Annotated in this window: 16 protein-coding genes and 1 tRNA gene; 14 read left to right on the top strand and 3 right to left on the bottom strand. The window is 60.4% G+C overall.

The annotated features are described in order from the left end of the window. Positions 1 to 347: 347 nt before the first annotated feature. Positions 348 to 1,280 (bottom strand): hydrogen peroxide-inducible genes activator, encoded by a 933-nt coding sequence (locus tag ACT54B_RS16765; RefSeq protein WP_476046441.1) that lies wholly within the window; start codon positions 1,278 to 1,280, stop codon positions 348 to 350. 156 nt (positions 1,281 to 1,436) lie between these two features. Between ACT54B_RS16765 and katG the strand changes: the two genes are divergently transcribed. The 4 genes from katG to ACT54B_RS16745 all read left to right on the top strand — a co-directional run bounded on the left by katG (position 1,437) and on the right by ACT54B_RS16745 (position 7,024). After that, positions 1,437 to 3,605: a catalase/peroxidase HPI gene (gene katG / locus ACT54B_RS16760; protein WP_476046439.1), complete on the top strand. Its 2,169-nt coding sequence runs from the start codon at positions 1,437 to 1,439 to the stop codon at positions 3,603 to 3,605. Between the two features lie 220 nt (positions 3,606 to 3,825). After that, a tRNA-Ser gene (locus ACT54B_RS16755) sits at positions 3,826 to 3,916 on the top strand. Positions 3,917 to 4,492: 576 nt separating this feature from the next. After that, the gene (locus ACT54B_RS16750) at positions 4,493 to 5,533 is read left to right on the top strand and encodes a porin (protein WP_476046437.1); all 1,041 of its coding nucleotides are present in this window, start codon (positions 4,493 to 4,495) and stop codon (positions 5,531 to 5,533) included. Positions 5,534 to 6,079: 546 nt separating this feature from the next. After that, entirely contained in the window at positions 6,080 to 7,024 is a 945-nt protein-coding gene (locus ACT54B_RS16745; protein ID WP_476046436.1) for a porin, read from the top strand. Between the two features lie 230 nt (positions 7,025 to 7,254). Here ACT54B_RS16745 and ACT54B_RS16740 read toward each other — a convergent pair whose 3' ends face one another. Then, the gene (locus ACT54B_RS16740) at positions 7,255 to 9,303 is read right to left on the bottom strand and encodes a lytic transglycosylase domain-containing protein (protein ID WP_476046435.1); all 2,049 of its coding nucleotides are present in this window, start codon (positions 9,301 to 9,303) and stop codon (positions 7,255 to 7,257) included. A 343-nt stretch (positions 9,304 to 9,646) separates the two neighbouring features. Here ACT54B_RS16740 and dapA point away from each other — a divergent pair, with 343 nt between their 5' ends. Both dapA and smpB read left to right on the top strand, forming a co-directional pair. Further along, positions 9,647 to 10,528, top strand: a complete 882-nt coding sequence (gene dapA, locus ACT54B_RS16735; protein ID WP_476046433.1) for a 4-hydroxy-tetrahydrodipicolinate synthase — start codon at positions 9,647 to 9,649, stop codon at positions 10,526 to 10,528. An 80-nt stretch (positions 10,529 to 10,608) separates the two neighbouring features. Then, a complete protein-coding gene (gene smpB, locus ACT54B_RS16730; RefSeq protein WP_476046431.1) occupies positions 10,609 to 11,088 on the top strand; it encodes an SsrA-binding protein SmpB in 480 nt (159 codons plus the stop codon). A 79-nt stretch (positions 11,089 to 11,167) separates the two neighbouring features. Here the strand turns inward: smpB and ACT54B_RS16725 are convergent, their stop codons facing one another. Then, on the bottom strand, positions 11,168 to 11,746 hold the full coding sequence (locus ACT54B_RS16725; protein WP_476046430.1) for a LabA-like NYN domain-containing protein: 579 nt from the start codon (positions 11,744 to 11,746) through the stop codon (positions 11,168 to 11,170). Positions 11,747 to 12,397: 651 nt separating this feature from the next. Here ACT54B_RS16725 and rpoZ point away from each other — a divergent pair. The 8 genes from rpoZ to recO all read left to right on the top strand — a co-directional run bounded on the left by rpoZ (position 12,398) and on the right by recO (position 19,377). Further along, positions 12,398 to 12,802, top strand: coding sequence for a DNA-directed RNA polymerase subunit omega (rpoZ, locus tag ACT54B_RS16720; protein ID WP_476046428.1), 405 nt, complete (start codon positions 12,398 to 12,400; stop codon positions 12,800 to 12,802). A gap of 171 nt (positions 12,803 to 12,973) precedes the next feature. Then, on the top strand, positions 12,974 to 15,184 hold the full coding sequence (locus ACT54B_RS16715; RefSeq protein WP_476046426.1) for a RelA/SpoT family protein: 2,211 nt from the start codon (positions 12,974 to 12,976) through the stop codon (positions 15,182 to 15,184). A gap of 244 nt (positions 15,185 to 15,428) precedes the next feature. Then, positions 15,429 to 15,581, top strand: a complete 153-nt coding sequence (locus tag ACT54B_RS16710) for a DUF3563 domain-containing protein (RefSeq protein WP_476046424.1) — start codon at positions 15,429 to 15,431, stop codon at positions 15,579 to 15,581. Positions 15,582 to 15,710: 129 nt separating this feature from the next. After that, positions 15,711 to 16,109: a holo-ACP synthase gene (gene acpS / locus ACT54B_RS16705; RefSeq protein ID WP_476046423.1), complete on the top strand. Its 399-nt coding sequence runs from the start codon at positions 15,711 to 15,713 to the stop codon at positions 16,107 to 16,109. Between the two features lie 94 nt (positions 16,110 to 16,203). Next, on the top strand, positions 16,204 to 16,947 hold the full coding sequence (gene lepB / locus ACT54B_RS16700; protein WP_476046422.1) for a signal peptidase I: 744 nt from the start codon (positions 16,204 to 16,206) through the stop codon (positions 16,945 to 16,947). Further along, the gene (rnc, locus tag ACT54B_RS16695; RefSeq protein WP_476046421.1) at positions 16,944 to 17,663 is read left to right on the top strand and encodes a ribonuclease III; all 720 of its coding nucleotides are present in this window, start codon (positions 16,944 to 16,946) and stop codon (positions 17,661 to 17,663) included. Before lepB ends, rnc begins: the two co-directional genes overlap by 4 nt. A gap of 6 nt (positions 17,664 to 17,669) precedes the next feature. Beyond that, positions 17,670 to 18,605 carry a GTPase Era gene (gene era / locus ACT54B_RS16690; protein ID WP_476046420.1) on the top strand — a complete coding sequence of 312 codons (936 nt, stop codon included), beginning with the start codon at positions 17,670 to 17,672 and terminating at the stop codon, positions 18,603 to 18,605. 34 nt (positions 18,606 to 18,639) lie between these two features. Then, positions 18,640 to 19,377 (top strand): DNA repair protein RecO, encoded by a 738-nt coding sequence (gene recO / locus ACT54B_RS16685; RefSeq protein ID WP_476046418.1) that lies wholly within the window; start codon positions 18,640 to 18,642, stop codon positions 19,375 to 19,377. Positions 19,378 to 19,379 lie beyond the last annotated feature (2 nt).

The following is a 19,379-nucleotide window of genomic DNA, read 5'->3' as shown; positions in this document are numbered from 1 at the left end:
TTGGATTGGTGCGGCTATCCTGTTTGGGCGGTCGTTCATGCGGTTAAGGTGGATTGCTCCTCGCTCTGAGTCACTTGTAGTGGCTTAGAATATGAAAATAAAAGAAGCAATTTCAGGTCAACATTTTCGGAGCGGCATAGTATTTCGCACGAGTATAAAATCAACGCCAGTCCGAATTTGTCTCTTCGCTCGCAACGCGCTGTCCAGAGGAGGCCGTACCCCTGCGAAGGGAATGTCCCTTGGCCGGCTGCTGAAGGGCAACGCGTTGCGTTTCTCTGATCAGGTGGTGGCCGGTGGCTTGCCGGCCGCAAAGCAGAGGCAGGGGCTGTAGGTGGAACGCGATCCACTCACCAATGTTCCGCCTGCACATCCGGCATGCTGATGGCATCCGTTTTCAAGCCGAACCGGGCGATGGTCCCGGCAATATGCTCCAGTTCCTCGCTCAGCGGATTGCTGCGCCGCCAGATCATCCCGATCGTTCGGGTCGGCGCGGGCGAGGGCAGGCGCGCGACCGATACATTCGCGGACCGGATTTCCATGCGGCGCGCGATTTCCGGAATGAGCGTCACGCCGATATGAGCGCCGACCATCTGAACCAGGGTGGAGAGAGAACTGCCCTCGATGAGGTCGCGCATCGGTGAGGGATGCAGATTGCAGAAGGCAATCGCCTGGTCGCGGAAGCAGTGGCCTTCTTCCAGCAGCAGGAGCCGCATGGTCTGGAGCATTTCGAGGGAGGGTACCGGCGCTTCGGCGTCTTCGCGGGAACGCACCAGCAGAAATTCCTCGGAAAAGAGATCCCTTTCCCGGAAGCTGGATTCGCCTGTCGGCAGCGCCACGATGGCCGCATCCAGCCGCCCGTCGGCGAGATCGTCCTTGAGCTTCTGCGTCACCGCCTCCCGAGGTCTTACATCGAGCAGCGGATAGGCTTGCGTCAGCCCGTTGAGAATGCGGGGCAGCACATAAGGCGCGACCGTCGGAATGACACCGAAGCGAAAAGGCCCGGTAAAGGGGCTGTGGGACGTGCGGGAAAGATCCTCCAGTTCATCCACAGACTGCAGGATCGAGCGAATCCGCTCGGAGAAGCGCTCGCCCAGCATGGTCAGCCGGATCTGCCGGGACGACCGCTCCACCAGCGGTGCGCCGATCAATCCTTCCATCTCCTTGATCTGCACGGAAAGCGCCGGTTGCGAAACCGAACAATCGGCGGCCGCCCGCCCGAAATGTCGGTGGCGGGCAAGGGCATCGAAATAACGCAAATGCTTCATGGAGAGACCAATCATAAGGAAATCCTATCAGGCTCTTTAGAAAATACAATTTTCTTTTATCGGATGGCTCTTCTAGAATGATTCCAAAATCTTCGAAAAGGGCATTCCCCTGTCACAATCCTCTGCAAGAGGAGAGGGGAGACTGCTGCATCTCTAGGGAAGGAAGACACGATGAACGAACAAGCCAAGATCGTCGGCAAATGCCCGGTCGTGCATGGCGGACACACGTCCCGCCAGGCCTCCAACACCGACTGGTGGCCGAACGCGCTGAATCTCGACATCCTGCATCAGCATGATACGAAGACCAACCCGCTCGGTCCGGACTTCAACTACCGCGAAGAGCTGAAGACGCTCGACGTCGCGGCCCTGAAAGCCGACCTCAAGGCGCTGATGACCGACAGCCAGGACTGGTGGCCGGCCGATTGGGGTCATTACGGCGGCCTGATGATCCGCATGGCCTGGCACTCCGCCGGCTCCTACCGTCTGGCCGATGGCCGTGGCGGCGGCGGCACCGGCAACCAGCGCTTCGCTCCGCTCAATTCCTGGCCGGACAATGTCAGCCTCGACAAGGCCCGCCGCCTGCTGTGGCCGATCAAGAAGAAGTACGGCAACAAGATCAGCTGGGCCGACCTGATGATTCTCGCCGGCAACATTGCCTATGAAAGCATGGGCCTGAAGACCTTCGGCTTCGGCTTTGGCCGTGAAGACATCTGGCATCCGGAAAAGGACGTCTACTGGGGTTCGGAAAAGCAGTGGCTGGCGCCGAGCGATGGCCGCTACGACAATGTCGAAGACCCGAAGACCATGGAAAACCCGTTGGCCGCCGTGCAGATGGGTCTCATCTATGTCAACCCGGAAGGCGTGAACGGCAAGTCCGATCCGCTGAAGACGGCCGCGCAGATCCGCGAAACCTTCGCCCGCATGGCCATGAACGATGAGGAAACCGTGGCCCTGACCGCCGGTGGCCACACCGTTGGCAAGGCGCATGGCAATGGCGACGCCAAGCTGATCGGTCCCGATCCGGAAGCCGCAGACGTGACCGAGCAGGGCATGGGCTGGTCCAACCCGAACAAGTCGGGCAAGGGCCGCTACACCGTGACTTCAGGCATCGAAGGCGCCTGGACCACCCATCCGACCCGTTGGGACAACGGCTACTTCCAGATGCTGTTCAACCACGAATGGGAGCTGCGCAAGAGCCCGGCCGGGGCAAACCAGTGGGAACCCGTCAACATCCGCGAGGAAGACAAGCCGGTCGACGTGGAAGATCCGTCGATTCGCTATAACCCGATGATGACCGATGCCGACATGGCCATGCGGGTGGATCCGATCTATCGCGAGATCTCCCTGCGTTTCATGAACGACCAGGACTATTTCTCCGAAGTCTTCGCCCGCGCCTGGTTCAAGCTGACCCACCGCGACATGGGCCCGAAGGTCCGCTATGTCGGCCCGGATGTGCCTGCTGAAGACCTGATCTGGCAGGACCCGGTTCCGGCCGGCCGCACCGATTATGATGTGGACGCCGTAAAGGCGAAGATCGCCGCAAGCGGCCTCAGCCAGTCCGACATGATCGCGACGGCCTGGGACAGCGCCCGCACCTATCGCGGTTCGGACATGCGCGGTGGTGCAAACGGCGCCCGGATCCGTCTCGCCCCGCAGAAGGACTGGGTCGGCAACGAGCCCGAGCGTCTCGCCCGTGTTCTCTCCGTGCTGGAGCCGATCGCCGCCTCCACCGGTGCCAGCGTCGCGGACGTGATCGTCCTTGCCGGCAATGTCGGCCTCGAGCAGGCCATCAAGGCAGCCGGTTTCGACGTGAAGGTTCCCTTCGCGCCGGGCCGTGGCGATGCCACCGCCGAGCAGACCGATGCGGAAAGCTTCTCCGTTCTGGAGCCGATCCATGACGGTTATCGCAACTGGCTGAAGCAGGACTACGTGGTCAGCCCGGAAGAGCTGATGCTGGACCGCACCCAGCTGATGGGTCTGACGGCCCATGAGATGACGGCCCTCGTCGGCGGCATGCGCGTGCTCGGCACCAATCACGGCGGCACGCAGCATGGTGTCCTGACCGACCGCGTCGGCGCCCTCACCACGGACTTCTTCGTGAACCTCACCGACATGGCCAACACCTGGCATGCGGTTGGCAACAATGCCTACGAGATTCGCGATCGCAAGACCGGTGCCGTGAAGTGGACGGCAACCCGCATCGACCTCGTCTTCGGCTCCAACTCGGTGCTGCGCGCCTATGCGGAAGTCTATGCCCAGGACGACGCGAAGGAAAAGTTCGTCCGCGATTTCGTCGCCGCCTGGACCAAGGTGATGAACGCAGACCGCTTCGACATCTGAGCAGAGCGCGTCTAGAGCGCGGAAAAATGCCCGCCCTGCCACCTGGCAGGGCGGGCTTTTCTCTTTAAAGAGGAAAAGATCGTCAAACCCGGTGGCATGCCACGCCTCGACCCGCCGTCAACCCGAGGGGGCGGGCGAAGACTTTTCCCACAGGCATTCAATTCGCTCCGCTTTTGGGTTGATTAACCCCCCGAACTTCTTTATCAGCGCTTTCGTGGTTGGAGAGGTGGCCGAGTGGTCGAAGGCGCTCCCCTGCTAAGGGAGTATACCCCTAAAGGGTATCGAGGGTTCGAATCCCTTCCTCTCCGCCACCTGCTTTCTGTCCGCCCAATCGCGCGGCGATCATTTTCTTCCCCCTCGACACTGAATCGACTGACCCAAGCTGGCACCCGATGCCAGACCGGTCTGTGGCGCGTGACGCATGGCGGGAGAGAATCGGGCGGGAATCGATTCCCCGGACAGGGCGTGATGCGGGGGCTGACCGGGATGGACGCAGCCCGGCTCCAGCAGGCTTCCTCCACCGCTCAGACGGCCTCCTGTCCCAAAAGGAGATGAATTTAGGCCGGATTTCCGCGGATTATGGCCGGAAGCGCCTGCTTACCGCTTCGCTTAACCATTGATTTTCCAGCACTTCTTAACGAAAGGTTAACAAAAAGGGCGGTCGGAAGGTGGGTTTGTGTTCTTTTCGCAACATGTCACTTCCATCAACATTTTAAACAATCACTGACGGCCAGATGAATGTTGCGCGGCAATAACGGTTATATATTGTGCATCACAGAAGCGAGGCGGTGGATCGTCCGTCTTCTAATTCAACGGTACTGGGGCAGGGAACGCTGCCGACGTAGCGAAGAACCCAGAACCAAAGACAACTTGACTGGAGGTCAAACATGAACATCAAGAGCCTTCTCCTCGGCTCCGCTGCAGCTCTCGCTGTAGTATCTGGCGCACAGGCCGCTGACGCGATCGTAGCTGCTGAGCCGGAACCGGCTGAATATGTAAAGGTTTGCGACGCATTCGGCACCGGCTACTTCTACATCCCCGGCACCGAAACCTGCCTCAAGATCGGCGGCCACATCCGTTACGACATGCGCGGCGGCGACCTGCTCGGCCTCGACACCGACGCTGACGGCAACGGCGATGCATGGGACAAGCGCGTACAGTTCCGTCTGAAGGTTTCCACGGCTGCTGACACCGAATACGGCGCCCTGAAGACCTACGCTGAAGTGAACTTCAACAACAAGAACAGCAACGGCACCTCCACGAGCCTCGACCATGCTTACATCGAGCTCGGCGGCCTGCTGGTTGGTTTCACCGACTCGCTGTTCACCCAGTTCACCGGCTACGCTGGTAACGTGATCCAGGACGACCTGATCCAGGAAGGTCCGTACGGCACCGCCCTGATCCAGTACACCTATGACGCCGGCAACGGCTTCAAGCTGGCCCTGGCTCTCGAAGACGACAACAACCCGGATGAAGTTGCCCTGCAGGGTCAGGACTCCGGTTACGTTCCGAACGTAGTTGCTGGCGTTGGCTACAACAACGGCACCTTCGGCGTTGGCCTCGTTGGCGGTTACGACGAATCGGCTGAAGAAGGCGCGATCAAGGCTCGCGTTGACGGCTCCTTCGGCGGCGTTGATGTCTTCGTAATGGCTGGCTGGAACACCGACGGTTCCTTCAAGAACCAGTACGCTCGCTGGGAAGGCGATTGGGCTGTTTGGGGTGGTGCATCGTTCGCTCTGACGGACGCTGCCAAGCTCAACGCTCAGCTCTCCTACGACGACGGCGAAAACTTCGCAGCTGTTGCCAACGTAGCCTTCACGGTTGCTTCTGGCTTCACCGTAACCCCGGAAATCGACTACCTCCGTCCGGGTGCTGCTGGCGCCGACGACAAGTGGGGCGGCATGCTCCGCATCCAGCGCTCCTTCTAATCCCTGCTCTGCAGTGGTTAGGGAAAGGCCCGGCGAAAGCCGGGCCTTTCTTTTTTAGTATTTCATTAATCATATTCTTCTATCGCTGACCGTCGTGATTCCAGCGATTCCACCCATTCTGCCCGCTTCATCCTCTTCCTGGCGTCTTCAGCGGCCTTTTCCTGGCGTTTTTCCCAGGGAAGGTCATTCGCCGGGGTGAGCGCTTTATATTCGCGTGAATGTGCAACCATAAGAAGAATAATTGCGCGATTCTCGGATGGTATAGCGGTTCAAATCCCGTTTTAATGGATCTATTAGATTGTAGGTAATAACGTATACCATTGAAAAATATATTTATTTCGTGTGTTTAGTTAGTCACTAAAAAAATACAAATCACTTAAAAAACAAACACTCAATCAATTCGAAATTGCGAGTCTCCAGCGGCTTTGGTTTCCTTTCTCCAGACGCAGGGCATCTGCCCGGTCTTCTGAAACTGAGACACAGGCCCGAACAGGGGGAGCCGGCAATCGGCTTCGGGACGGCCTGACAACGTGACTGGAGGTCATTATGAACATCAAGAGCCTTCTCCTCGGCTCCGCCGCAGCCCTCGCTGTGGTATCCGGCGCACAGGCCGCCGACGCCATCGTTGCCGCCGAACCGGAACCCGCTGAATATGTAAAGGTCTGCGACGCATTCGGCGCCGGCTTCTTCTACATTCCCGGGACCGAAAACTGCCTGAAGATTGGCGGCTATGTCCGCTTCAACGTGGGCTTCAACAGCAGCGATGCGGCGCGCAAGTGGGATGCCGTCACCAAGGCTGACCTTCAGGTCACCGGCAAGTCCGAAAGCGAGCTCGGCACGCTGACCGGCTACATCGAAGCGGTCGCCGCGAATGACGACGGCACGTCCAATACGTTCGGCATCGATGCCGCCTACATGCAGCTCGGCGGCCTGAAGGTCGGCTACTTCGCAGGCTACTTCGACGCCGGTATCGGTGAAAACTCCAGCTGGGCTTCCAAGGCTAAGTTCAATGCTGTGTCCTACACCTATGAAGCCGATGGCTTCGGCGTGGGTCTCGGCCTGGACGAAACCGGTGAGGCAAGCAATGGCGTGGGCATCGAAGGTCAGATCTCCGCAGGGGCCGGTCCGTTCACTGCCAAGTTCATCGGCGCTTACGACACCGACGCCGAAAACGGTGCCATCAAGGGCATTGCTTCCGCTGAAGCAGGTCCGGGCACCCTCAAAGTTGCCGGTCTCTGGTCGAACGGTGAGAACATCTATACTGGCAAGACCAAGTGGGCCGTTGGCGCTGCCTACTCCGTGAAGGCAAGCGATCAGCTGACCGTCATGCCCGAATTCCAGGTTTCCGAAAACCTGGCAGGCGAGCAGAACTGGTTTGTCGGTGCGCTCACCAGCTACCAGATCGCTACCGGCCTGACCGGTTCGCTGGATATCAACTACAACAAGAACGAGAGCGTAACGGGTTACTTCCGTCTGCAGCGTTCGTTCTGATCGGATCCCCATCCGAGGAAAGGCCCGGCTTTGCCGGGCCTTTTTCTATTGTGCGTTCCGCTGCAAGGCTGGTCAGCCGGGCTTAATCCACCTTCTGCAGGTCTCTCTTGCAGCTCACGCCGGTGTGAGCTTGCGAGGATATAGGACCCCGGGCACTCCAGCGCACATCTTCGGAAATTTCTCCCGCTGCGCGCCTCGCCCGGCAGGCCGATTGTCACAAGCCCTATCTGTCACTCCGCGGAGGCGGCCACGCCGTAGCGGCCATAGCGGAGATCTTCCACGATGCTGGCGCGCTGGCCGAGGCGGCTCTTGTAGACCTCGTAATTCTCCATCACCCGCTGCACATAGTTGCGTGTTTCGGTAAAGGGAATGCGTTCGATCCAGTCCACCACCTCTTCGATCGATTTGCCGCGCGGGTCGCCGTATCGCCCGATCCATTCGGGAACCCGCTTGGGCCCGGCATTATAGGCGATGAAGGTCATGATATAGGAGCCGTTGAAGGCGTCGATCTGCTCGCCAAGATAGTGGGCGCCCAGCGTGGCATTGTAGCCCGCATCCGTGGTCAGCCGCTCCTTCGAGAAAGCAATGCCATTGTGCTTGGCAACGGTTTTTGCGGTGCTCGGCAGCAACTGCAGGAGGCCTCGGGCATTGGCGGCCGATACGGCCGCAGGGTTGAAGGCGCTTTCCTGTCGCGCGATCGCATAGGCGAGGGCCTTGCCGGAGCCGGAAATATTGGCGCTCTTCGGAATGACGCCCACGGGGAAAGCCAGCGCTGCGGCATCGATCCCGCGTCCATAGGCCGTCTTGCCAATATTGAGCGACAGCTGGTGGTTACCGGATTTCTCGGCGCGGGCGGCCAGCAATGCCAGCTCGCCGGGACTGTCCAGCTGTTCGGCAAGCGCCATGTACAGCTTGTTTGCCCGGTGCCCATGGCCGGCCGCTTCGAGGCGCGCAATGGCCTGAACCGCTTCACGTGCCTGGAAGCGCGCCCGGTCTTCCGCGCCGGGGGAGGGGTAGGACACATTCAGGGCCTGCCGCTTCAGCTTGGCAGAGGCCAGCTGGCCGTAAAAGGTGGCGGGATGACGCGCGGCCTTCCCGTAATAGTCGCTGGCCGCCGGATCGCCCGCGGCTTCTGCCGAACGGCCCAGCCAGTAATAGGCGCGCGAAACCGAAAGCGGCCGGTTCGAGGCTTTCAGGATGGCGCGGAAATGACGGGAGGCGGTGTCCGGATCCTTCAGCGCGCGCAGGGCGTACCAGCCCGCATGAAACTGCGCTTCGACCTGATCGGCCTGCTCTTCCGCCACTTCGGCTGCAACGATCCGGTAAGCGGCTTTCGGCTGGCCCTTGTCCATCAGGCCGCGGCTGACGATCCGCTGCTCGTTCCACCAGGCGCCCGGATCCACCAGGCTGTCGCGATCCCGCGGCATCGCGCCCAGAAGGGTCGCGGCCTGCTGCCAGTTTTCCTTGCGGCGATTATACTGGATCCGGGCAAAGAGATAGCCTGGATCGCTCTTCCATTTCGGGTCGACGGCCTTCAGCAGGCTGGCAGCCTGGGGCGACTTCGACAGCACGGCGGCCCAGGCGGCATAGAGGCTTTGCGCTTGTCCCAGCTGGGCAAGGCGTTTCGCCTGGGCGATCCTGTCATGATAGAGCAGGAGGTCCATGCGGGCCTTGTGATCCGCCGCAGACATCAGGCCGGACAGGGATTTGATGGCGCGGCTCTCGAGGCTCGGGTCGAAAACCATGCCACGCCAGGCCTTGCGCCATATCTTGGCCGCCCGCTTCGCATTTCCGGTTTCCGTCAGGGCCTTGGCCAGGGCGAAGGCGCCCTCGGGGGTCTCGGGCTGGGTGTCCCCGAAAGCGGCAATCACATCGCCGGCGGACGGGTCTTCCCGATAAAGCGCTTTCTCGGAAAGGGCGCGGAGCCGCTCCAGCCCCGGCCAGCCCTTCAGTTCCGCCTGTGCGGCGGCAATGTCGGAAGAGGGAACACCGGGTGCGCCGGAAACCGCAATGGCCCAGGTGAGGATGTGTTGATCCAGCCGGTTGCCGCGCAGCCGGTCGCGGATGGCCAGTGCCTGCCCAATATCGTCCCGGGTCAGCGCATCCAGCCCCGCCTTGAGCAGGGGACTGGCGGTGCCGCTGCCCGCCCTTGGAATGGCGCCGGTAATTTCGGGTGAGGGGGTGGAAGAGGCTTTCTTGCCCGCTGCAAGGGCCCCGGCCGAAACGGCAGGTTCCACCAACATCAATCCAACAAGGGACAGGGAAAGAAGTGTCTTCATCTCTCAGGCTCGCAAGTCTGGTCCCCAACATATGGAGACAGGGTGAATTCTTCAAGGCACGGCCAAGTCGCCTGTGCGGTATATGGAAGGCCGTCCCGCACATGGGTTCCCTTCCGGCGGGACCGAACATCCATTTGGCGCCCGTTCGGTTAATGAATCCTTATGCTCCGCCCCGCTTTCTTGCAGAATCCGCTTCGGATGCAGAGCGCCCGAAACATCTAAAAAAGCGGCGAAAACAGCTTCTTCCTTGCTTGTTTCAGCCGAAACCTGCCTTTATGGTGCGCGGGATTTGATAGGTGAAATGCGGCCGAATTCCTGTTCATGGCCGCTTCAGGAGTGTTCCATGTTCAAGGGATCGATCCCCGCACTGCTTACCCCCTTCACGGAAACGGGCGCTGTCGACGAAAAGGCCTTCGCCGGGCATGTCGACTGGGTGATTTCGGAAGGCAGCCACGGCGTGGTGCCCGTCGGCACCACCGGGGAGTCCCCCACGCTTTCCCATGCGGAACACAAGCGCGTGGTGGAAATTTGCATCGAGGTCGCTGCAAAGCGCGTGCCCGTCATTGCCGGCGCCGGATCGAACAATACGCGCGAGGCGATCGAACTGGCGCAGCATGCGGAAAAGGCTGGCGCAAGCGCGCTGCTCGTCGTGACGCCCTATTACAACAAGCCGACCCAGAAGGGGCTGATCGCCCATTTCAAGGCCATTGCCGAAGCCGTTTCCCTTCCGATCTTCATCTATAACATCCCTGGCCGTTCGGTAATCGACATGTCGCCGGAAACCATGGGCGCGCTCGCCCATGCTCACAAGAACATCGTGGGCGTCAAGGATGCCACCGGCAAGATCGAGCGGGTTTCGGAACAGCGGGCCAGCTGCGGCAAGGATTTCATCCAGCTCTCGGGCGAGGATGCAACGGCGCTCGGCTTCAACGCCCATGGCGGCGTTGGCTGCATCTCCGTGACCGCCAATGTGGCCCCGAAGCTTTGCGCCGAATTCCAGGAAGCAACCCTTGCCGGCGACTACGCAAAGGCGCTCTCCTATCAGGACCGGCTGATGCCGCTGCACAAGGCGGTCTTCATGGAGCCGGGCGTCTGCGGCGCGAAATATGGCCTTGCCAAGCTGGGGCGGATGAGCCGACAGGTGCGTTCGCCCCTGCTGCCGTCGCTCGAGCCCGCCACCGAGGCGGCGATGGACGCAGCCCTGAAACATGCAGGCCTGATCTGACCTCGTCGCTCTTCCCTTCGGGCCGGTTCGGTCTTACATGAATGCCCGGCCCGTCCGGAAAGCGAAAGAGACATACCATCATGGCACCCAAAGGCAGCCAGCGCGTCGTGAAAAAGGTCGTTGCGGAAAATCGCAAGGCCCGCTTCAATTATGAGATTATCGATACCTACGAAGCCGGTCTGGTCCTGACCGGCACGGAGGTGAAGTCATTGCGCGATGGCAAGGCGAATATTACCGAATCCTACGCCTCGGATGAGGGCAATGAGCTCTGGTTGATCAACTCGCATCTTCCGGAATATCTGCAGGCCAACCGTTTCAATCACGAGCCGCGCCGCCGTCGCAAGTTGCTGATGTCGAAGCGCGAGATCAATCGCTTGCGGGCCGCCATCAACCGCGAAGGCATGACCCTCATTCCCCTGAAGATCTATTTCAACGATCAGGGCCGGGCGAAGCTCGAACTGGCGCTCGGCAAGGGCAAGAAGCTGCACGACAAGCGCGAGACCGAGAAGGAAAGGGATTGGAATCGGCAGAAATCCCGCCTGCTGAAGGATCGCGGCTGAGAAACATCCCGAACGACCGCAATAAAAAACCCGCGCCGGACGCGGGTTTTTTTATGTCTTGCGGGCCTCAAAGGCTCGATCAGGTTTCCACGTCGTCCGCCACCGGCTCGACCACGCGAACGGGCCGCTCGGAAGGGTCACGGCCAACTTCGGCGCGCAGCGTGGTGAGATCGATGAAATGGTCTGCCTGACGGCGAAGATCGTCCGCAATCATCGGCGGTTGGGTCGACATGGTCGAAACGACCGACACCTTGCGGCCCTTCCGTTGCAGGGCCTCGACGAGCGTCGTGAAGTCGCCGTCGCCGGAGAAGATGACCAGATGGTCCACGGTTTCCGACTGCTCCATCGCGTCGATGGCCAGTTCGATATCCATGTTGCCCTTGATCTTGCGGCGACCCATGGAGTCCGTGAATTCCTTCGCCGGCTTGGTGATCACCTTGTACCCGTTGTAATCGAGCCAGTCGATCAGCGGGCGGATGGAAGAATATTCCTGGTCCTCGATCAGCGCGGTGTAATAATAGGCGCGAAGGAGATAACCGCGTTTCTGAAAGGCCTTCAACAGCTTGCGATAGTCAATGTCGAAACCGAGGCTCTTCGATGCGGCATAGAGATTGGCACCATCGATGAACAATGCAATTTTTTCACGGGGGTCAAACATGTCCTAATTCCTAATCCAAAAAGGCGACAATACGGGCTCTCTGTCAAACCGGCGATGCGGCACTCCGGCACCGCGCATGCATAACATCTTTACTGTCTAAAATAAATATTATTGCAAACTTTCATTTCTTCCAAGCAACTGATGGTTGCTGTTTCAAAAATGTAATGGTCGGATGTCCCGTAAAGCGCGCGGCTGCGGGACGCCCCGTTTCCATAGGCTTTTTACCATGACACAAAATATATTCAGTCGCACTAAAATTTGTCGAAGCCGTTTGCCTGAGGCTGCCTAAGCTGTGAATTTCCTGTCATTCGTCGGCCTTAGGGCGCATCCGTCCTGGCAAGCCGCAGGTCATGCCTGCGCCACGGGTTGGGACGGAAGGGCCCCCGAGACAGCCGCTCTGGCAGAAGTTGAAAACTCCCCTATAAGTGGTGGCGGGTGCACGGACGGGCGATGTCGGATGTCGGCATTTTCGAATGTGCGGCCGTTCGGATAAGCCTGTGGTGACATGATTCGACGGGTCCGCCGGTCGTCTTCCGTTCGTCGTAAAGCGCAGGCCGTTGCGATCCTTACAGGAAAAACTTGAATTTCCGGCGCATTCCCTGTATCGGCGGGGGCAGTAATCCCCGATTTCGTGAATATGAAGGACAGGCTATGGCCCGCGTCACCGTAGAAGACTGCATTGACAAGGTGGACAACCGCTTCGAGCTGGTGCTGCTCGCAAGCCACCGTGCCCGCCAGATTTCCCAGGGCGCGCAGATCACCATCGATCGCGACAATGACAAGAACCCGGTTGTCGCGCTGCGTGAAATCGCTGACGAAACCCTGTCTCCCGACGACCTGAAGGAAGACCTGATCCATTCGCTGCAGAAGCATGTGGAAGTGGACGAGCCCGAGCATGAGGGTGCTCCGATGATCGGCGCCGGCCAGATGGCTGCCGACAAGGGCGAAGACGAAGACGATATGCCGGAAACCATCACTTTCGACCAAATGACGGAAGAAGAGCTGCTGGCTGGCATCGAAGGCCTCGTACCGCCGGAAAAGAGCGACGATTATTGATGATCACACCGGCGGCCGGGCGAAGATGGCCGCAGGCCAGGCTGCCAAGTCCTGATTTAGAAGAGCGCAAGGGCCGGTTTTTTTAAACCGGCCTTTTCGTTTGACGTTGCAATGTCTTGCGTGGGTCCTATGATTGCGCGAGTTTGCTTATATGCCGGGGGATGACGGGGAATGATGCGGCAATACGAGCTCGTTGAGCGCGTTCAGAAATACAAGCCTGACGCCAACGAAGCTCTCCTCAACAAGGCCTATGTCTATGCCATGCAGAAGCATGGGCAGCAGAAACGGGCGAGTGGCGATCCCTATATTTCCCATCCCCTTGAAGTGGCCGCCATCCTCACGGAAATGCATCTGGACGAATCGACCATCGCGGTCGCCCTCCTGCACGACACGATCGAGGATACGAGCGCGACCCGCGCCGAGATCGATGAACTCTTCGGGGAGGATATCGGCCGGCTGGTGGAAGGTCTGACCAAGATCAAGAAGCTGGACCTCGTCAGCAAGAAGGCGAAGCAGGCCGAAAACCTGCGCAAGCTGCTTCTGGCCATTTCCGACGACGTGCGCGTGCTGCTGGTCAAGCTGGCTGATCGGCTGCACAATATGCGCACGCTCGATCACATGACCGCGGAAAAGCGGGTACGCATTTCCGAAGAGACCATGGATATCTACGCGCCGCTCGCCGGCCGCATGGGGATGCAGGATCTGCGCGAAGAGCTGGAGGAGCTTTCCTTCCGCCACATCAATCCGGAAGCCTATGAAACGGTGACGCGGCGGCTGGAGGAGCTCTCCCGGCGCAACGAGGGGCTGATCAAGAAGATCGAGGACGAACTGCGCGACCTGCTTGTGGCCAATGGCCTGACGGGAGCAAGCGTCAAGGGCCGGCAGAAGAAGGCCTATTCGGTCTTCCGCAAGATGCAGTCGAAATCGCTCTCCTTCGAGCAGCTTTCGGATGTGTATGGTTTTCGCATCATCGTCGAATCCGTGCCGGCCTGCTACCAGGCTCTCGGCATCGTCCACAGCCGCTGGCGCGTGGTTCCGGGCCGGTTCAAGGACTATATTTCGACGCCCAAGCAGAACGACTACCGCTCGATTCACACCACCATTGTCGGCCCGTCGCGCCAGCGCATCGAACTGCAGATCCGTACCAAGCGCATGCACGAGATCGCCGAATTCGGCATTGCCGCCCACACGCTCTACAAGGATGGCGGGACGGGAACGGAAGGGGAGGCGCTCGGGCGCGAATCCAACGCCTATTCCTGGCTGCGCCATACCATCGAGGCGCTGGCCGAGGGCGATAGCCCGGAAGAATTCCTGGAACACACGAAGCTCGAACTTTTCCAGGACCAGGTCTTCTGCTTCACCCCGAAGGGCAAGCTGATCGCGCTTCCACGCGGGGCAACGCCCATCGATTTCGCCTATGCTGTCCACACCAATATCGGCGATACGACCGTGGGCGCCAAGATCAACGGCCGCATCATGCCGCTGGTCACGCGGCTTGCCAATGGCGACGAGGTAGAAATCATCCGATCGGGCGTACAGGTACCGCCGGCAGCCTGGGAGGAAATCGTCGTCACCGGCAAGGCGCGCGCCGCCATCCGCCGCGCCACCCGCATGGCCATCCGCAAGCAATATGCCGGCCTCGGCCACCGCATTCTGGAACGCACCTTCGAGCGGGCCGGAAAGATCTTCTCGCGGGATGTCATGCGGCCGGCGCTCCATCGGCTGGGTCAGAAGGATGTGGAAGACGCCATCGCCTCCGTCGGACGCGGGGAAATCTCCTCGCTGGACGTGCTGCGCGCGGTCTATCCCGACCACCAGGACGAAAGGGTCACCGTCAAGCCCAGTTCGGACGAAGGCTGGTTCCATATGAATACCGCGACCGGCATGGCCTTTCGTTTGCCGGGGCAGGCCAAGGGCGACGCGGCTGCGGGCCTTCTGCCGATCCGCGGCCTTTCCGGATCCCTGGACGTGCGGTTCTCGCCGGCCGGCGCCGTGCCGGGGGACCGCATCGTCGGCATCATGGACGAGAACGGCGAAGGCATCACCATCTATCCCATCCAGGCCTCCACGCTGCAGAAATTCGATGACGAGCCCGAGCGGTGGATCGACGTGCGCTGGGATCTGGATTTTGCCAACAAGGCGCGCTTCACGGCGCGGATCCTCATCAATGCCATCAACGAGCCGGGAACGCTCGCCAAGGTGGCCCAGGCGGTCGCGACGCTGGACGTCAATATTCGTACGCTGAGCATGATGCGGGTCGCCATCGACTTTACCGAAATGGCCCTCGATCTCGAGGTCTGGGACCTGAGACAGTTGAACCAGCTGATTGCCCAGTTGAAGGAACTTGATTGTCTGGCGACCGTGAAGCGCGTCTTCGATTGACCGCCAGCCCGAATGGCGGTTAACCCCTTGTTCAGAAAGAAGGCCCGACGGTGTCGGGCCTTTTTAATTGCGCCGCAAAAATAAGCATATTGCATCGCAGCAGTGCAAATTTGTTCACAATATAGGCACAAAAGCGGCAATCCATGCATCCAGCGCATATCAGCCGTCGCGCATCAGCGTTGGTGCCAGAAGAGAGAAAATATTATCTCTGTTCTCAACGAAAACGAGCTGATTGGAGCAAAAAATGTTCACTTCGCTGAAGAGAGTTGCCCGGGCGCTGCGTGGTCCTTCTATCCAGGAACGGGAAATGGCCTATCTCAATGAAAGCCTTGACCGCTACGATTTCGAATATCGCCAGCGCCAGGTCGATCAGGGCCTGTTCCGCAAGGGCTACTGATATCGGGTCTAGGGCCGGCTTTCGCAGCCGGCCTTTTGCTATGCCGGTCGCTTGACCTTTTGCCCGAATCCGCCCGTAGACTGGCGGTGGGGCATAAGCCGCCCCGCCTGAACGAAGGGACGGCCATTCATGATCATAGGCATCGGAAGCGATCTCGCCGATATACGCCGGGTCGAGCAATCGCTGGAACGCTTCGGCGAACGCTTCACCCATCGCTGCTTCACGGATGTGGAACGGGCGAAATCGGACCGGCGCAAGAACCGGGCTGCGTCCTATGCCAAGCGCTTCGCCGCCAAGGAAGCCTGCGCGAAGGCGCTTGGAACCGGCATTGCCCAGGGCGTCTTCTGGCGCGACATGGGCGTCATCAATCTGCCCTCCGGCAAGCCCACCATGCATTTGACGAACGGCGCGGCCGAACGGCTGGCCGCCCTGCTGCCCGAGGCGCATCGCCCGGTCATACATTTGACCATAACCGATGATTACCCCTATGCGCAGGCTTTCGTCATCATCGAGGCCCTGCCTCTCTAGCCCATGGCCGCTCCGTTTGGGAGGTCCCGGCATTGCCCCGGCCCCTGGAAAGCGTTACAGAGAGCGCCTAAACGCGAAAAAGGATTGAGACAGCGTGTCCGAGCAGACTGTTCAGAAGCAAAATACCCTGTGGGAAAACGTCAAGGTCATCATCGAGGCGCTTCTGCTCGCCGTGGTGATCCGCACGCTGGCCTTCCAGCCTTTCACCATTCCGTCGGGCTCCATGATGCCGACCCTTCTCGTCGGCGATTACATCTTCGTGAACAAGTTCGCCTACGGCTATTCGAAATACTCTTTGCCTTTCTCGCCGGACCTGTTCTCCGGTCGCATTTTCGGGTCCGATCCCAAGCGGGGAGACGTGGTGGTCTTCCGCAAGCCGTCCGAACCCAACATCGACTACATCAAGCGCGTCGTCGGCCTGCCGGGTGACCGCATCCAGGTCACCGGGGGTGTCCTCTACATCAATGGCAAGGCTGTCCCGAAGCAGCCCGATGGCACCTTCACCTCCGACTACAAACTCGATCCGGGCATCGATGTACCGGTCTTCCGCGAAGCCTTCGATACGGGTGTCACCTTCGACACGCTGGATCAGGCGCAGGATGGCGAAGGCGACAACACCCGTGAGTTCCTGGTGCCGGAAGGCCACTTCTTCATGATGGGCGACAACCGCGACAATTCCCGCGACAGCCGCTTTGACGTGGGCTTCGTGCCGGCCGAGAACCTGATCGGTCGCGCCTCCTTCATCACCTTCTCCATCGGCAACAACACGTCCTTTGCCGAAGTCTGGAAATGGCCGGCCAACATGCGCTGGAACCGCCTGTTCAAGGCGGTCGAATGAACAAGCCCAGAGCGCTTTCGGCGGATGATTTTGCCCGTCTGGAGCAGATGATCGGCCATAGCTTCACCGACAGGGCCCGGCTGGACCGGGCCCTGATCCATGCCAGCGCGCTGCCGTCGCGGGGCGGCAATTACGAGCGGCTGGAGTTTCTGGGCGATCGGGTTCTGGGTCTCTGCGTCGCCGAACATCTCTTCACCACCTTCAAGGACGCCAAGGAAGGCGAGCTTTCCGTGCGGCTCAACCAGCTCGTCAGTGCCCAGACCTGTGCGTCCGTGGCCGACGAAATGGAATTGCACCGCTTCATCCGCACCGGTGCCGACGTGAAGAAACTCACCGGCAGCCGCATGTTGAACGTGCGCGCCGACGTGGTCGAGAGCCTGATTGCCGCCCTCTATCTGGAAGGTGGACTGGAAGTGGCGCGGCGCTTCATCCTGAAATACTGGGAAAAGCGCGTGAGCCAGCCCGACAGCGGCCGGCGCGATGCCAAGACCGAGCTTCAGGAATGGGCGCATGCAAAACACGCTGCCACGCCTTCCTACCGGGTTGATGATCGCTCCGGTCCGGATCATGATCCCCGCTTCAAGGTGACGGTTGAAATTCCCGGCGTTGCGCCGGAACAGGGCGTCGAGCGTTCGAAGCGCGCCGCCGAACAGGTTGCCGCCACGCGGCTTCTCGAACGGGAAGGCGTCTGGCCGAAGAGCGGCGCCGGAGAGTAAAGAGCGATGACAGAAGAAATCGAATCCGCGGCCGGCGAACATGCTCCGGCCCCCACCCATTCCGGCTTCGTGGCGCTGATCGGCGCGACCAATGCGGGCAAGTCCACGCTCGTGAATCGGCTTGTCGGCGCGAAAGTGTCGATCGTCAGCCACAAGGTGCAGACGACTCGCGCCATCGTGCGCGGCATTGCCATCCATCACCAGGCGCAGATCGTGTTCATGGACACGCCCGGCATCTTCAAGCCGCGCCGGCGTCTTGACCGCGCGATGGTGACCTCCGCCTGGGGCGGCGCCAAGGATGCGGATCTGATCGCGCTGTTGATCGACAGCGAGCGCGGCCTGCGCGGCGATGCCGAAACCATTCTGGAGGGCCTGAAGGACGTGCCGCAGCGCAAGATCCTCATCCTCAACAAGATCGACCGGGTGCGCCCGGAGGACCTGTTGAAGCTTGCCGCCGCCGCCAATGAAAAGATCGGCTTCGAGCGCACCTTCATGATTTCCGCTACCACCGGTTCCGGATGCGGCGATCTGCTGGATTACCTGGCCGACGCCCTGCCGGAAGGGCCCTGGTATTACCCGGAAGATCAGATTTCCGATCTGCCGATGCGCCAGCTCGCCGCCGAAATCACCCGCGAGAAACTCTTCCTGCGCCTGCATCAGGAATTGCCCTATGCCTCCCATGTGGAAACCGAAAAGTGGGAGGAGCGCAAGGATGGCTCCGTCCGCATCGAGCAGGTGATCTATGTGGAACGCGAGAGCCAGAAGAAGATCGCGCTCGGCAAGAACGGCGAGGCGATCAAGTCTATTTCCACGGCAGCCCGCCGCGAATTGTCCGAAATCCTCGAGCAGCCCGTGCATCTCTTCCTCTTCGTGAAGGTGCGCGAAAACTGGGGTGACGATCCCGAGCGCTTCCGCGAAATGGGGCTCGATTTCCACAGCTGAGGCAGAGCCTGTCCGGACGGAGGGCCGGTCATTCATGCAATGGCAGGAAGAAGCCATCATTCTGGGCATCAAGCGCCATGGCGAGACAAGCGTGATCGCCGAGGTGATGACCCGTGCCCGGGGCCGGCATCTGGGCCTCGTTCGGGGTGGCCGTTCCCGGACCATGCAGCCGGTGCTACAGCCGGGAAATCTCGTGGATGTCACCTGGCGAGCCCGGCTCGACGAGCATCTCGGCGAGTTCCGGATCGAACCGATCCGCCAGCGCGCCGCGCAACTGATGGAAAGCGCCGTCGCCCTTTATGGGGTCCAGACCATGGCGGCGCTGCTGCGCCTCCTGCCGGAGCGGGATCCGCATCCGCATCTCTATGAAGCGCTCGATATCATTCTCGACCATCTCGACGATCCTGCGAGCGCGGGGGAGCTCTTCATCCGGTTCGAGCTGGCGGTGCTGAACGATCTCGGTTTCGGCCTCGATCTGAGCGAATGCGCGGCAACCGGGCGGCGGGACGGTCTCACTTTCGTCTCGCCGAAGTCGGGAAGGGCCGTGACCCGCGAGGCGGGTGCACCCTACGCGGACCGTATGCTCAGATTGCCGGGCTTTCTGGCGCCGGAGCGACAAGCCGGCGGCAGCGCTGAAGATCTGGATGATGCCTTTCGCTTGACCGGCTTCTTCCTTCACCGGCACGTCTACGATCCGCGCGGCATCGAAATGCCATCGGCCAGAGAAGGCTTGCGCGAAGCGGCGCTGAAGGCGTTGCGCGAGCGGCCGTGAAA

This window comes from Gellertiella sp. DMC107 (assembly GCF_056313605.1).
This window is presented reverse-complemented; position numbering and strand designations above follow the sequence as displayed.

Excerpts from the sequence above, each read along its gene's own strand:
- rnc (WP_476046421.1), top strand. The coding sequence starts at position 16,944 with ATGAACAAGCCCAGAGCGCTTTCGGCGGATGATTTTGCCCGTCTGGAG.
- ACT54B_RS16740 (WP_476046435.1), bottom strand. The coding sequence starts at position 9,303 with ATGAAGACACTTCTTTCCCTGTCCCTTGTTGGATTGATGTTGGTGGAA.
- ACT54B_RS16765 (WP_476046441.1), bottom strand. The coding sequence starts at position 1,280 with ATGATTGGTCTCTCCATGAAGCATTTGCGTTATTTCGATGCCCTTGCC.
- ACT54B_RS16715 (WP_476046426.1), top strand. The coding sequence starts at position 12,974 with ATGATGCGGCAATACGAGCTCGTTGAGCGCGTTCAGAAATACAAGCCT.
- recO (WP_476046418.1), top strand. The coding sequence starts at position 18,640 with ATGCAATGGCAGGAAGAAGCCATCATTCTGGGCATCAAGCGCCATGGC.
- smpB (WP_476046431.1), top strand. The coding sequence starts at position 10,609 with ATGGCACCCAAAGGCAGCCAGCGCGTCGTGAAAAAGGTCGTTGCGGAA.
- ACT54B_RS16745 (WP_476046436.1), top strand. The coding sequence starts at position 6,080 with ATGAACATCAAGAGCCTTCTCCTCGGCTCCGCCGCAGCCCTCGCTGTG.
- dapA (WP_476046433.1), top strand. The coding sequence starts at position 9,647 with ATGTTCAAGGGATCGATCCCCGCACTGCTTACCCCCTTCACGGAAACG.
- era (WP_476046420.1), top strand. The coding sequence starts at position 17,670 with ATGACAGAAGAAATCGAATCCGCGGCCGGCGAACATGCTCCGGCCCCC.
- ACT54B_RS16750 (WP_476046437.1), top strand. The coding sequence starts at position 4,493 with ATGAACATCAAGAGCCTTCTCCTCGGCTCCGCTGCAGCTCTCGCTGTA.
- katG (WP_476046439.1), top strand. The coding sequence starts at position 1,437 with ATGAACGAACAAGCCAAGATCGTCGGCAAATGCCCGGTCGTGCATGGC.
- ACT54B_RS16725 (WP_476046430.1), bottom strand. The coding sequence starts at position 11,746 with ATGTTTGACCCCCGTGAAAAAATTGCATTGTTCATCGATGGTGCCAAT.
- acpS (WP_476046423.1), top strand. The coding sequence starts at position 15,711 with ATGATCATAGGCATCGGAAGCGATCTCGCCGATATACGCCGGGTCGAG.
- ACT54B_RS16710 (WP_476046424.1), top strand. The coding sequence starts at position 15,429 with ATGTTCACTTCGCTGAAGAGAGTTGCCCGGGCGCTGCGTGGTCCTTCT.
- rpoZ (WP_476046428.1), top strand. The coding sequence starts at position 12,398 with ATGGCCCGCGTCACCGTAGAAGACTGCATTGACAAGGTGGACAACCGC.